This is a genomic window from Pseudomonas sp. NFPP12, assembly GCF_900103205.1.
Taxonomy (GTDB): Bacteria; Pseudomonadota; Gammaproteobacteria; order Pseudomonadales; family Pseudomonadaceae; genus Aquipseudomonas; species Aquipseudomonas protegens.
This window is the reverse complement of record NZ_FMWW01000002.1, coordinates 93,691-105,737: the sequence shown is the minus strand read 5'-3', so window position 1 is coordinate 105,737 and position 12,047 is coordinate 93,691. Positions and strand designations below refer to the sequence as shown.

General features: G+C 63.8%; 14 protein-coding genes. 9 read left to right on the top strand and 5 right to left on the bottom strand.

Annotated features, from left to right (window positions below):
* Entirely contained in the window at positions 1–315 is a 315-nt protein-coding gene (locus BLS75_RS08005) for an ElaB/YgaM/YqjD family protein (RefSeq protein ID WP_011062506.1), read from the bottom strand.
* A 335-nt stretch (positions 316–650) separates the two neighbouring features.
* Here BLS75_RS08005 and BLS75_RS08000 point away from each other — a divergent pair, with 335 nt between their 5' ends.
* Positions 651–1,859 (top strand): ammonium transporter, encoded by a 1,209-nt coding sequence (locus BLS75_RS08000; protein WP_072450610.1) that lies wholly within the window; start codon positions 651–653, stop codon positions 1,857–1,859.
* 62 nt (positions 1,860–1,921) lie between these two features.
* Here the strand turns inward: BLS75_RS08000 and BLS75_RS07995 are convergent, their stop codons facing one another.
* A complete protein-coding gene (locus BLS75_RS07995; protein WP_072450609.1) occupies positions 1,922–3,877 on the bottom strand; it encodes a monovalent cation:proton antiporter family protein in 1,956 nt (651 codons plus the stop codon).
* 219 nt (positions 3,878–4,096) lie between these two features.
* Here BLS75_RS07995 and BLS75_RS07990 point away from each other — a divergent pair, with 219 nt between their 5' ends.
* The 6 genes from BLS75_RS07990 to BLS75_RS07965 all read left to right on the top strand — a co-directional run bounded on the left by BLS75_RS07990 (position 4,097) and on the right by BLS75_RS07965 (position 8,394).
* On the top strand, positions 4,097–5,191 hold the full coding sequence (locus BLS75_RS07990; RefSeq protein WP_015636519.1) for an acyltransferase family protein: 1,095 nt from the start codon (positions 4,097–4,099) through the stop codon (positions 5,189–5,191).
* Positions 5,192–5,227: 36 nt separating this feature from the next.
* Positions 5,228–6,199, top strand: a complete 972-nt coding sequence (locus tag BLS75_RS07985) for an acyltransferase family protein (protein WP_072450608.1) — start codon at positions 5,228–5,230, stop codon at positions 6,197–6,199.
* A 69-nt stretch (positions 6,200–6,268) separates the two neighbouring features.
* Complete coding sequence (locus BLS75_RS07980; protein WP_011062501.1) at positions 6,269–6,505, top strand: glutaredoxin family protein; 237 nt, start codon at positions 6,269–6,271, stop codon at positions 6,503–6,505.
* A gap of 111 nt (positions 6,506–6,616) precedes the next feature.
* Positions 6,617–7,063 carry a S24 family peptidase gene (locus tag BLS75_RS07975; protein ID WP_011062500.1) on the top strand — a complete coding sequence of 149 codons (447 nt, stop codon included), beginning with the start codon at positions 6,617–6,619 and terminating at the stop codon, positions 7,061–7,063.
* 40 nt (positions 7,064–7,103) lie between these two features.
* Entirely contained in the window at positions 7,104–7,424 is a 321-nt protein-coding gene (locus BLS75_RS07970; RefSeq protein WP_025127223.1) for a hypothetical protein, read from the top strand.
* Positions 7,425–7,503: 79 nt separating this feature from the next.
* Positions 7,504–8,394, top strand: coding sequence for a pseudouridine synthase (locus BLS75_RS07965; protein ID WP_041119365.1), 891 nt, complete (start codon positions 7,504–7,506; stop codon positions 8,392–8,394).
* Between the two features lie 72 nt (positions 8,395–8,466).
* Here BLS75_RS07965 and BLS75_RS07960 read toward each other — a convergent pair whose 3' ends face one another.
* On the bottom strand, positions 8,467–8,688 hold the full coding sequence (locus tag BLS75_RS07960) for a YgdI/YgdR family lipoprotein (RefSeq protein ID WP_015636515.1): 222 nt from the start codon (positions 8,686–8,688) through the stop codon (positions 8,467–8,469).
* 242 nt (positions 8,689–8,930) lie between these two features.
* On the opposite strand from BLS75_RS07960, the gene moaB reads away from it, so the two are divergent.
* On the top strand, positions 8,931–9,470 hold the full coding sequence (moaB, locus tag BLS75_RS07955) for a molybdenum cofactor biosynthesis protein B (RefSeq protein ID WP_015636514.1): 540 nt from the start codon (positions 8,931–8,933) through the stop codon (positions 9,468–9,470).
* Positions 9,471–9,492: 22 nt separating this feature from the next.
* Positions 9,493–10,680: a molybdopterin molybdotransferase MoeA gene (gene glp / locus BLS75_RS07950; protein ID WP_176876739.1), complete on the top strand. Its 1,188-nt coding sequence runs from the start codon at positions 9,493–9,495 to the stop codon at positions 10,678–10,680.
* A gap of 45 nt (positions 10,681–10,725) precedes the next feature.
* Here the strand turns inward: glp and BLS75_RS07945 are convergent, their stop codons facing one another.
* A complete protein-coding gene (locus tag BLS75_RS07945; protein WP_072450606.1) occupies positions 10,726–10,980 on the bottom strand; it encodes a hypothetical protein in 255 nt (84 codons plus the stop codon).
* A 127-nt stretch (positions 10,981–11,107) separates the two neighbouring features.
* Positions 11,108–12,034, bottom strand: coding sequence for a glycosyltransferase family 2 protein (locus BLS75_RS07940; protein ID WP_011062494.1), 927 nt, complete (start codon positions 12,032–12,034; stop codon positions 11,108–11,110).
* Between the last annotated feature and the right edge of the window lie 13 nt (positions 12,035–12,047).

Below are 12,047 nucleotides of genomic sequence, written 5' to 3'. Positions count from 1 at the left end.
TCAGCGCCGCGTCGCCAGGAGGCCGATCAGGAAGCCCACGCCGGCGGCGATGCCCACCGATTGCCAAGGGTTGCTCTGCACATAGTCCTCGGCGGCGGTGACCGCTGCCTGGCCCCGCTGGCGCAGGGAGTCTTCGGTCAGTTGCAGGGTCTCCCGGGCCTTGAGCAGGCTGTCGTGGATCTGCTCGCGCAACTCGTCGGCCTGGTCGCCGGCCAGGGTCGCGGTGTGTTCCAGCAGACGCTCCGTGTCACTGACCAGTGCCTGAAAATCCGCCATCAGTACTTCTTGAGCCGTCTTTGCCGTTTTGCTGGCCATGGTTCCATCTCCGTTAGTTGCTTGTGTGAGCTATGAGTGTGAGCCCTGGGCGAAGGTTCACTGCAATTGTCTGGTACAGCTTTTGCTTTGTCCTGGTGCGCCAGGCCCCGGGCCTGCGCCGAAAACGAGCGAGGGTCGCGCTGTAGCCCGCGTAAACCCTGGCCAAGAAAACCATAACCTCAGGTCAGTCCTCACCCCGTGGTTTGTCGTGCCGCCCCCGGCGCGCCAAAACGGTTCACCGAATGCGTGCAATGGCGCGCCCGGGAGCCAACTTGGTGCAAGGAGCGGGGCGCCCTGCCAGGGAACGGCTGGCCGATTTCGGATCTGCCTACTCCATGGAAAATCTGCAAAGCGCTGTGGACACCCTGGTCCACGGTTCCAATACCCTGTTCATCCTGATCGGGGCGGTCATGGTCCTGGCCATGCACGCCGGCTTTGCCTTCCTCGAAGTCGGCACCGTCCGGCAGAAGAACCAGGTCAATGCGCTGTCGAAGATCCTCAGTGACTTCGCCGTCTCGACCCTGGCCTATTTCTTTATAGGCTATTGGATCTCCTACGGCGTGAGCTTCCTGCAACCGGCGGCGGTGATCAGTGCCGATCACGGCTACGGCCTGGTGAAGTTCTTCTTCCTGCTGACGTTCGCTGCGGCGATCCCGGCGATTATCTCCGGTGGCATCGCCGAGCGCGCGCGTTTTGTGCCGCAATTGTGCGCCACGGTGCTGATCGTGGCCTTTGTCTACCCGTTTTTCGAAGGGCTGGTGTGGAACGGCAACTTCGGGGTGCAGGCCTGGTTGCAGCAGCGCTTCGGTGCCGGCTTCCATGACTTTGCCGGCTCGGTGGTGGTGCACGCCATGGGAGGCTGGCTGGCCCTGGCCGCGGTGCTGTTGCTGGGGCCGCGCAATGGCCGCTACCGCGACGGCAAGCTGGTGGCGTTCGCGCCGTCGAGCATTCCGTTCCTGGCCCTGGGCTCGTGGATCCTGATTGTCGGCTGGTTCGGCTTCAACGTCATGAGCGCCCAGACCTTGCAGGGCGTCAGCGGGCTGGTGGCGGTGAACTCGCTGATGTCCATGGTGGGCGGCACGGTGGCGGCGCTGATCGTCGGCCGCAACGACCCGGGCTTCCTGCATAACGGCCCGCTGGCCGGGCTGGTGGCGATCTGCGCCGGCTCGGACCTGATGCACCCGGTGGGCGCCTTGATCACCGGCGCCATTGCCGGAGCGCTGTTCGTCTGGTGCTTCATCGCCGCGCAGAGCCAATGGAAGATCGACGACGTGCTCGGGGTCTGGCCGTTGCATGGCCTGTGCGGTGTATGGGGCGGCATTGCCTGCGGGATCTTTGGCCAGAGTGCCCTGGGCGGCCTGGGTGGGGTCAGCCTGGTCAGCCAGTTGATCGGCACCGGCCTCGGGGTGGCGGTGGCGCTGCTGGGCGGCCTGGCCGTGTATGGGGTGATCAAGGCGGTCTGCGGGCTGCGCCTGACCCAGGAACAGGAGTACTACGGCGCCGACCTGTCGCTGCACAAGATCGGCGCGGTGAGCCAGGACTGAAACGACGCCCCTGGTATTGATGACCCTGGGCGCTCGCCGCCCGGGGTTTGGTCTGGGTGGCTTCAACCGGCTTGCAGGCGTGCTTCGCAAGCCTCGATGGCCGCCTGCGGGCCGGACACCAGCACCCGGTCGCCGGCTTGCAGGCGCGGGCTGGGGTTCAGCGGCAGGTCGTTGCCATCGCGTTGCACCCCGCGTATATCCACGCCCAGTGCCTCCAGGCCCAACTCCTGCAATGGCCGGTTGCAGGCATGGGCATCGGCGTCGAGGTTGACCGCGTGCATCTGCACCGTCGGCGGTTCGCGGTTGTCCTGGGCGCTGTTCTGGGTGCCGTGATAGAAGCCGTGCAACAGTTGGTAGCGGCTGTGGCGCACTTCATCCACGGTGCTCTGCACTCGCTGCTCCGGCAGGCCGAGCATGATCAGGGCATGGGAGGCGAGCATCAGGCTCGACTCCAGCAGTTCGGGCACCACTTCGTTGGCGCCGGCGGCCTTGAGTTCCGCCAACTGGCTGTCATCGCGGGTGCGCACCAGGATCGGCACCGTGCGGTCCAGGCGCCGCGCCGCCTTGAGCACCGTCAGCGCGATATCGCTCTTGTCCACTGCGATCACCAGCAGCCGCGCCCGTTCCAGGCCGACTGCGGCCAGGAGGTCGCCGCGCCGGCAGTCGCCGTAGTGCACGCAGCTTTCTCCCGCAGACGCTTCCTGGACCCGTACCGGATCATCGTCCAGGGCGATGTAGCGCAGTTGCTCGTGGCGCAGGAAGCGGCCAATGGACTGGCCGACCCGGCCATACCCGCAAATCAGCACATGGCCTTGCAGCTCGGCGTTCTGCGCGCTGATTTCCTCCAGTTGCGCGGCCTGGTTGGGCTTGCGGTGCAGGCGGGCGGTGATGACCGGCGCTGCTCGCAGCAACAGCGGGGTTACCAGCATCGAGCAGAAGGTGGCGGCCAGCAGCAGGCTGCTGATGTCGGGCGGGATCATCTGGCTGAGCTGCATCTGCGCCATCAGGGCGAAGCAGAATTCACCGCCCTGGGCCAGGGCCAGGCCGCTGCGCCAGGCGGTTTCGCCATCGCTGCCGCGCAGCTTGAGCAGGGTCGCCACCACCGAACCCTTGATCAGCAGCAGGGCCAGGGTCAGGCCGGTGATCAGCAGGGCATGGTCGATGAACAGTTGCAGGTCGATGAGCATGCCGATGCTGACGAAGAACAGCCCCAGCAGAATGTCGCGGAACGGGCGGATGTCGGCCTCGATCTGATGCCGGTAATGGCTTTCCCCCAGCAGCATGCCGGCGAGGAAGGCCCCCAGGGCCGGTGACAGGCCCAGCAGGTGGGTGAGCCAGGCGGTGAGCAGGACGATAACCAGGGCCAGCAGCACAAAGAGTTCGGCGGAGTGCGAAGCGGCCACTTCATGGAACAGCCGCGGCAACAACCAGCGGCTGGCCAGCAGCAGGCCGACGAACAGCACCACGGTCTTGCCCAGGGTCGCCGGCAGGGCCCAGTACCAGGCGTGCTCGCTGCTGCCGGCGAAGACCGGCACCAGGGTCAGCAACAGCACCGCCACCACGTCCTGGAACAGCAGCACGCCAATGGCGTTCTGCCCGTGGCTGCTGAAGATCTCGCCAAGGCTGGTCAGTTCCTTGCTGACGATGGCGGTGGAGGACAGGGCCAGCCCGGTACCGAGCATCAGCGCTGCGGTCAGGGGCATGCCGAACAGGGCCAGGAGGACCCCGAGGATCAAGCCGGTGCACAGCACTTGCAGGCTGCCCAGGCCAAACACCACGTGGCGCAGGGCAAGCATCTTCGACAAGGAGAACTCCAGGCCCAGGGAGAACAGCAGGAATACCACCCCCAGTTCCGCCAGGTCGGGCAGGTCCTCACTGTCGTTGACCCAGTCCAGCGCGGTGGGGCCGACCATCAGGCCCACCGACAGATAGCCCAGCACCGGGGGCAGGCTCAGGCGCCGGAACAGCGCAATCACCACCAGCGAGGAGGCAAGAATGATCAGCAGATTGGCAAACAACGGGCATCTCCGGACAGGGGGGCGGGCAAGGCAAGCCTAGAGGCAAAAAAGGCGCGAGGATTACCCGGGCGGCAGAGAGTGACGCTGATTCAGGTCATTGTTTGTCGAGAATGTCTCATATTCATGAGCCTTCGCTATGCTCAGAAACTGTCGATAAAGGCGGTGCCCGGGTGACGGGGTTATCCACAGGACCCTGCCAGTGAGGTGTCGGAGAGGTGTATGGAGCGTCTGTATTCACTGCAAGGGTTGCGGGGCGCCGCGGTGTTGGGCGTGGTGCTGTTCCACATGATGTCGGTGGAAATCAAGTATTCGGGCGGTGACATCCTGCTGCCGGTCATGCTGAATTTCTTCCAGCTCGGGGTCGACCTGTTCTTTGTCATCAGCGGCTTCGTGATGGTCATCGTCAGTCGTGGGCGCTTTCAGAAAACCGTCGAGACCCAGCGCTTCCTGTTCAACCGCCTGTCCCGGATTTACCCCACCTACTGGCTGTATTTCTTCATCACCCTGGGGGTGTATCTGTGGCAGCCGGCGCTGGTGAACAGCTCCCACGGCGGCTCCAACCTGTGGATGTCCTTCCTGCTGCTGCCCAATGACCGGGTGCTGCTGGTGATGGTGGCCTGGTCGCTGCTGTTCGAACTGTGGTTCTACCTGATGTTCACCCTGTTCCTGTTCTTCAAGGAAAAGCGCCTGCCGCTGATCCTGCTGCTGTGGGCGGTGGCGCTGGTGCTGTTCAACCTGCTGCAGAACTGGCAGGACTATTCCCCGGCGCTGAAGATCATCCTCCATCCCTACGCCCTGGAATTCATTGCCGGCAGTGCCCTGGCGCTGTTCTTCTACGGGCCCCATAGCGCCAGGGTGCCGACGGCGCTGGTCTGGGTCGCGCTGGCGGCGGCTCTGCTGGTGGGGTTTCCGCTGATCTACGCGTACCAGCTGTTCTTCACCGAGGGCTTGCCGAGGATGCTCGCGGTGGGCCTGACCTTCGGTACCCTGACCCTGTCCCTGGCCTTGCTGGAGCGGCGGCAACTGATCCGTATGCCAGGGTTTCTTACAGCCACCGGTGATATGTCCTACACCATCTATCTATCCCACTTACTGGTGCTGGGGGTCGTCGGCCGGGCCTGGCAGGTGATCGGCGCCTGGCCCGAGAGCTATGTGGATAACCTGGCCTTCATCGTGCTGATGATGACGGCGGTGGTCTGCTATGGCTGGGTTGGCTATCACTTTTATGAAAAGCCGATCCTCGATCGTGCCACGGCCTACTGCAAGCGCCGGTTCAGTACCGCCCCCCGTCGCAAACACTACGATCCGGTGTAGTCGTCCGGCCCTTCCTGCTTACTCGGGTAGCCATCGATGCCGAAAGTGCTCAACGCAAACCTCGACGCGCTGAAAGTCCTGCTGGCGGTGATGGTGGTGGCGCTGCACTGCAAGCTGCTGGGGGGCAATTACACCTGGGTCGGCTACTTGCTGTGCAACGGCCTGTTCCGGGTGGCGGTGCCGACGTTCTTCATCATCAACGGCTACTACCTCTTCCAGACCCTGGAGAGCGGCCACTCCTTCGCCCAGTGGTTCAAGCGCGGCCTTCTGCTCTACCTGTTCTGGATGCTGGTCTACAGCCCGCAGTACATCGACCCGAGCACGATCGCCAGCCTGGGCGGGGTGCTGGGGGTCGTGAAGAAGCTGCTGATCGGCTATTTCCACCTCTGGTACCTGGTGGGCATGCTCGGCGGCGCAGCGATGCTGCTGGTGCTGCGTCGCTGGCGTTCAAGTGCGCTGATCGGCCTGGCCCTGACGGCGTTCCTCATCGGTCTGGGCCTGCAGTACGCGCGGGTCTACTACGAACTGCCCAACGGCTTTCTCCAGCACTTCAATCAGAACGACTACACCGCGCGCAATTTCCTGTTCATGGGCTTCCCGTTCATGGCCATCGGCTTTCTTTGTGCCCGGCATTGCTTGGCAGAGCGGCTCAGCCGGCGCGGGGTGTGCTGCTGGCTAGTGCTGGGGTTGGGGCTGATCCTGGCCGAGGCGGCGCTGAACTTCGCCCTGCGCGCCGATGTAGAGCAGAATTTCGACTTCCTCGCCTCGTTGCTGGTTATTGCTCCGGCCCTGTTCCTGTTGCCCCAGGTGTACTTCCGGGCCTCCCGGAGCAACTTCGCGGCCAAGCTGTCTTCGGCGGTGTATTACGTGCATCCCTGGTTCATCTTCGGCGCCTTGTCCCTGGGCATGGCCTATGGCAACGGCATGGCCGGGCTGGTCCTGCTGCTGGCCTTTGGCGTTGCGCCGCTGTTGATCATGGCCAGTCGCCGGGTCCGTTTCATTCTCTGAGGGCGCCTGGTCGACGGCTTTTTCTCTCGGGCCTAGAATAGGCACCTGTTCTTTTTTGGTTGCCCAGCCATGCCCCCTGAATGCCAATTGTTCGGCACCCTTGGATGCCACCTGTGCGAACTGGCCGAGGCCGAGCTGATGCCCCTGGTGGAACACGGCCTGATGGTCGAACTGGTGGATATCGCCGACAGCCAGCAACTGTTCGACAGCTACGGCCTGCGCATCCCGGTACTGCGCCGGGTGGATACTGGCGCCGAGCTGGGCTGGCCCTTCGACGCCGAGCAAGTGGTGGCCTTCCTGCGCTGATGCACCAGGGGGGTGGGCAGGGTTTCCGCCCGTCGCTCATCGTGCGAATTCATTGGCGAGAGCTCTCGATTGGTTTACTGTATGCATATACAGCTATCGAGGAGTCTCGCCATGTCTCTCACTTTCCTGACCGGTACCGAACGCTCGCAACCGATGCCAGCCCGCTTTGCGCCGCTGGGTGACAGCGAGCCTGCGGCGTTGGCCGATGGTCCCAGCGGCAGCGGTTTTTCCCTCGACCGGACCCTGGGCCTGGGCGCGCCGCAGATCCATGGCCTGCTGGTGGACGATGACAACCTGCTGGGGTTCGGCATCTACCCTGGTGACCGGTTGATCGTCGACCGCTCGGCCACTCCGGCGGTCGACCAGTACCTGGTGGTTCGGGCCCAGGGCGCCAGCGAATACTCGCTGCGCCTGCTGGCGCCCGATCCTCGTGGCGGCTTGCTGCTCAAGGCGGCGCGCCCTTCAATCCCCTCCATCGTTCTGGATGACCTGGGCTCGATCGAGATCTGGGGCGTGGTGTTGTGGGTGGTCAGTTATGTGGGGCGCAAGCAGCCCTGATGAGTGTGGTGGACGCTTCAAACCGTTAAAGGAATAGATGATGGTCAATGTCGAACAACTGAAAAACAGCGTGAACAGCATGTCCACCGATGTGGTGCGTGAAGCGGTGCTTGAGCTGCGCCTGGACGGGTTGGTCACCGAAGGCAAGACGCCTTTCAACAAGCTGCACTTCAACACCTGCTTTGCCGAGATCGAAGCCTTGTTCCAGCGTGCGGGCTACCACCGGCAACTGGATGTGGTGGGTTACCAGGGGCTGTTGTACGCCCTCTACGATCCGGGCCGCTGGGAGGCGGTGGATGTATTGCGCTGGCTCAAGGAGTTCACCGAGGCCGCGGCCCAGGCCAAGCAGTCCTGCGCCTGAAACCTCGGAAACTGTTCCTAGGTTCCTTGTGGCGGCTGTTGGATAATGCCGCCCTGCATTGATCCTTCGAGCTTTTTGTATGTCATCCGCACCTTTTTCCGCTGCACAGCATCAGGCCAGTACCCTGTACCTGCCCCCGGGCTCCTGGGCGACGGTGCTGGATTGCCTGTGTGATCACTTCAAGGCCATCAGTCGCGAACAGTGGCTGGACCGTATCGCCCGTGGCCGGGTGCTGGACGGGCAGGGCCAGCCCATCAGTCTGGAGCTGGCCTATCGCGAAGGCTTGAGGATTCACTACTTTCGCGAGGTGCCGGATGAAAAGGTGATTCCGGTCGAGGAAACCATCCTCTACGCCGATGAGCATCTGGTGGTGGCGGACAAGCCGCACTTTTTGCCGGTGACCCCGGCAGGAGAGTACGTCGAGCAGACGTTGCTGCGGCGCTTGATCCGGCGCCTGGGCAACCCGCACCTGGTGCCCCTGCATCGTATAGACCGGCATACGGCTGGGCTGGTGCTGTTCTCCGCGAACCCAGACAGTCGCTCGGCCTATCAGGCGCTGTTTCCCACCCGCAAGATAGAAAAACGCTACGAGGCGATTGCCGCTGCCTTGCCGCAGTTGAACTTTCCGCTGCTGCACAAGAGCCGGCTGGTGGACGGTGAGCCCTTCTTCCGCATGCAAGAAGCGCAGGGGCCAAGCAATACCGAAACAGCCATCGAGGTCAGGGAGAAACACGGCGAGCTGTGGCGTTACGCCCTGTACCCGGTCACGGGCAAGAAGCACCAACTGCGGGTGCATATGAATGCCCTGGGAGCGGCGATCTGCAACGATCCCTTTTATCCCGAGGTGCTCAAGGACATCGAGGACGACTATGCCCGGCCGCTGAAGCTGCTGGCCCAGGGGCTGCGTTTCATCGACCCGTTGAGCGGGCAGGAACGCGAGTTCGAGAGCCGCATCAGCCTGCAGTGGTGAATACCCAGGCGCAGAAACAATAAAACCCGCACCAGGCGGGTTCTATTGTTTTCAGGTCGACAACCGTCAGGCTTACAGCTCTTTGACGGTACGGACCTGATCCTTGTTGATGCGAGTCTGCTTGCCGTCCAGCTGTTCAAACTCGTAGAAACCGGAATCCTTGTCGTATTTAGGGGTATCGACGGCCTGGATTTCGCGACCGTCATTCAAGGTGATCACTGTCGGCGAGGCGCAACCGGCGAGAGTGGCCAGGCCCAGTGCGAGCATGAGAGTGGCGAGGGTCCGTTGAGTCATTGTGTGTCTCCGAAATGAGTACTTTTGAGTGCTGGTCTTCAGACGTATACAACGTCTGCAAGTTCCTTGGCCAGGGACATTCTGCCACGTTGCCGGGCAGATCGCAGGCGTTCGCCGCGGCAGATTAGCCGAGTTCGCAACAGCGTCTACCCACTGGGGGCTATTGCCGAGGCCACAGCGGCGGCAGGCCGGAGCGCTGTGATATAACAACGGGCTGTTTCTCCTACCTTTGGATCGAGCCTATGAAAGCCAAGGCTGATGTACCTTTTGCGCCGCTGAACATTGCGGTACTGACTGTCAGTGATACCCGCACCCTGGAAACCGACACCTCCGGGCAGGTCTTTGTCGAGCGCCTGGGCGCCGCCGGCCATCGTCTGGCGGCACGGGTGCTGCTCAAGGACGATCTGTACAAGATCCGCGCCCAGGTCGCGACCTGGATTGCCGACGACGTGGTGCAGGTGGTGCTGATCACCGGCGGTACCGGCTTCACTGGCCGTGACAGCACCCCGGAAGCCGTGGCCTGCCTGCTGGACAAGCAGGTCGACGGCTTTGGCGAACTGTTCCGGCAGATATCGGTCGCCGATATCGGCACCTCCACTGTGCAGTCCCGGGCACTGGCAGGGCTGGCCAATGGCACCCTGGTGTGCTGCCTGCCGGGTTCCACCAATGCGGTGCGCACCGGCTGGGACGGCATCCTCGCCGAACAGCTGGATTCGCGGCACCGGCCGTGCAATTTCGTTCCTCACCTGAAACAGGCGGCACCCTGTGAATCCCGCGGGTAAGCCGGGCAAGCAGGGCGCGCTGATGCCGGTGGAAGAGGCATTGGAGCGCCTGTTGGCGATGGCCGGTTCGGCCCCCATCCTCGAGCGTGAGCGCTTGCCGTTGGCGGCGACTCAGGGCCGGGTGCTGGCCGAGGCGCTGATATCCAGCCTGGACCTGCCTCCCTGGCCTAACAGCGCCATGGACGGTTACGCCCTGCGCCTGGAGGACTGGCGGGGGGAACCCCTGCCGGTCAGTCAGCGGATCTTTGCCGGTCAGGCGCCTGAGCCACTGCAGCCCGGGACCTGCGCGCGGATTTTCACCGGTGCGCCGGTGCCGGCCGGGGCGGACTGCGTCGAGATGCAGGAAAACGCCCAGGTCCAGGACGATCAGCGCGTGCTGTTTAGCGAACCTCTGCAACTGGGTCAGAACATTCGCCCTCAGGGCCAGGAAACTACGGTGGGCGAGCAGGTGCTCGCGGCTGGCACTCGCCTGGGGCCGATCGAGCAAGGCCTGGCTGCCTCCCTGGGGTGCGCCGAGCTTGAAGTGGTGCGCCGGGTCCGGGTGGCGGTGCTGTCCACCGGTGACGAATTGGTGGAACCTGGCCAGCCCCTGGGGCCGGGCCAGATCTACAACAGTAACCGGGTGGTGCTGTGCAGTTGGTTGCAGCGCCTGGGCTGTGAGGTGCTGGATGCGGGAATCCTCCCTGACGATCTGGCCGCGACCCGCCAGCGCCTGGCGGAACTGGGGGAGGTCGACCTGATCCTGTCCACCGGTGGTGTTTCGGTGGGAGAGGCGGACTTCCTGGGCATCGCCCTGCGTGAAGAGGGCGAGCTGGCCCTGTGGAAGCTGGCGATCAAGCCCGGCAAGCCGTTGACCTTCGGCCATTTTCGCGGTGTGCCGGTGATCGGCCTGCCCGGCAATCCGGCATCGACCCTGGTGACCTTCGCCCTGCTGGCGCGCCCCTACCTGTTGCGTCGCCAGGGCGTGCGGCAGGTGCAGCCCCTGAGCTTCCAGGTGCCGGCGGGTTTTGCCTGGCCCCAGCCCGGTAATCGCCGCGAGTACCTGCGGGGGCGCCTGGAGAATGGGCAGGCGATTATCTACCGCAACCAGAGCTCGGGCGTGTTGCGCAGTGCGGCCTGGGCCGAAGGGCTGGTGGAGGTGCTTGAAGGGCGGACCCTGGTGCAGGGCGATCGGGTCAACTTCATTCCCCTGAGTGAAGTGCTGGATTGACCCCGGCAGCGCGGGCCCGGCTGCCACCGGCCCGCGCCGAGCGGTTTAACGCAGCAGCAACAGCAGCAACAGGCCGAAGCGGCTGTGCAAACCCCAGGTCACCAGGCCCGCCAGCAGTGCAGCGGCCAGTACCGCCCTGGCCAGGCGCTTGAGCCACGACAGGTGCCGACAATGACGCGGCAGCGGCTGCGAGGAAAGAGGCAGGTCCAGCTCCCGGGGGGAGCGGGCGGCCACCCAGGGCTGGTCCTGCAGATGCTTGAGCGGTGATCGCGCTTGCGGATAAAACTCCTTGTCTTTCATGACGGTGCACTTCCTTGTATGAGGCGTCAGTGCCTGACATGCACAGTCACTGATTGGCCCCGCAGGGTCAATTCAGGTGATTCTCTTTCTTCGGTCAGAAAATTCACTTTAGGCCTGGGGGCTCGGTTCAGGCATAGGGGCTGTCCCAATAGCGCTTGTACATGCCGAGCTTTCTTTTCAGGCCCAGGGGCAGGTAGCGCTCCTGCTGGCTGAGTTTGTAGGCGAAGAGCTTCACCGCGTTGCGCAGCAGCGACCCGGGCCACTGCCCCAGGCGCCCGGGGCCGAGGAAGCGCAGTTCGGACTGGACGTAGCGCAGGCCTTCGCCACCGGCGCCACCGAAGGCCTGGCGGATCCAGGGTTCCCGGGCATGGAATACGCCAATGTCGAAGTAGCGGCGGAACTCTTCCTTGAGGCTGTAGTTATGGGAGTGGCGGCAGCAGGCGCTGCCTTCATAGGCAACCTTCCAGCCGGCCAGCAGCATCTTCGCGCCCACATACATGTCTTCGGACAGGATCACGTGGTTGGGAAAGCCGCCGACCTGCATCAGCGCCTCGCGCCGGTAGGCGGAAAACGAGTTGGACATGAAGGCGGTCTTGATCCCCAGTGCCGGCACATCGGCCAGGCTTTTCACCTGGGAAGTCGGCGGATAGTTGAACAACCGCGCATGGCTGGCCAGGGGGCTGGCATCGAGGTGCGGCAACTGGCGACCGCACACGGCTCCCACTTGCGGGTCGGCGAAGGGCGCGACGATGCGGGCGAGACCTTCGGCATCCTCCAGGTAGGCGTCCTGGGTCATGAACACATAGAGGTCGTAGTCGGCGTTGCGCTCCACCATCAGTTGCCGGGTGCCGCCGTGGTTGAAGTCGCGGCTGTCGATGCGCAGCACATTGGCACAGCGTGCCAGCGCCAGCTCGTAGGTGCCGTCGCTGGAGCTGGAGTCGACGATCAGGGTATCGAAGGGCGCGCTCTGGATTTCCAGGGAATCCAGCAGCCGCGCCAGGTCCTGGCATCCGTTGTAGGTGGGAATCACACAGGCCACGCGCAGTGTCGACATTGTCCAAGCCTCC

What these genes read in the sequence shown, in the direction of transcription:
- BLS75_RS08005 (WP_011062506.1), bottom strand. Translation starts at nt 315, where the DNA reads ATGGCCAGCAAAACGGCAAAGACGGCTCAAGAAGTACTGATGGCGGAT.
- BLS75_RS08000 (WP_072450610.1), top strand. Translation starts at nt 651, where the DNA reads ATGGAAAATCTGCAAAGCGCTGTGGACACCCTGGTCCACGGTTCCAAT.
- BLS75_RS07990 (WP_015636519.1), top strand. Translation starts at nt 4,097, where the DNA reads ATGGAGCGTCTGTATTCACTGCAAGGGTTGCGGGGCGCCGCGGTGTTG.
- BLS75_RS07985 (WP_072450608.1), top strand. Translation starts at nt 5,228, where the DNA reads ATGCCGAAAGTGCTCAACGCAAACCTCGACGCGCTGAAAGTCCTGCTG.
- BLS75_RS07980 (WP_011062501.1), top strand. Translation starts at nt 6,269, where the DNA reads ATGCCCCCTGAATGCCAATTGTTCGGCACCCTTGGATGCCACCTGTGC.
- BLS75_RS07975 (WP_011062500.1), top strand. Translation starts at nt 6,617, where the DNA reads ATGTCTCTCACTTTCCTGACCGGTACCGAACGCTCGCAACCGATGCCA.
- BLS75_RS07970 (WP_025127223.1), top strand. Translation starts at nt 7,104, where the DNA reads ATGGTCAATGTCGAACAACTGAAAAACAGCGTGAACAGCATGTCCACC.
- BLS75_RS07965 (WP_041119365.1), top strand. Translation starts at nt 7,504, where the DNA reads ATGTCATCCGCACCTTTTTCCGCTGCACAGCATCAGGCCAGTACCCTG.
- BLS75_RS07960 (WP_015636515.1), bottom strand. Translation starts at nt 8,688, where the DNA reads ATGACTCAACGGACCCTCGCCACTCTCATGCTCGCACTGGGCCTGGCC.
- moaB (WP_015636514.1), top strand. Translation starts at nt 8,931, where the DNA reads ATGAAAGCCAAGGCTGATGTACCTTTTGCGCCGCTGAACATTGCGGTA.
- glp (WP_176876739.1), top strand. Translation starts at nt 9,493, where the DNA reads ATGCCGGTGGAAGAGGCATTGGAGCGCCTGTTGGCGATGGCCGGTTCG.
- BLS75_RS07945 (WP_072450606.1), bottom strand. Translation starts at nt 10,980, where the DNA reads ATGAAAGACAAGGAGTTTTATCCGCAAGCGCGATCACCGCTCAAGCAT.
- BLS75_RS07940 (WP_011062494.1), bottom strand. Translation starts at nt 12,034, where the DNA reads ATGTCGACACTGCGCGTGGCCTGTGTGATTCCCACCTACAACGGATGC.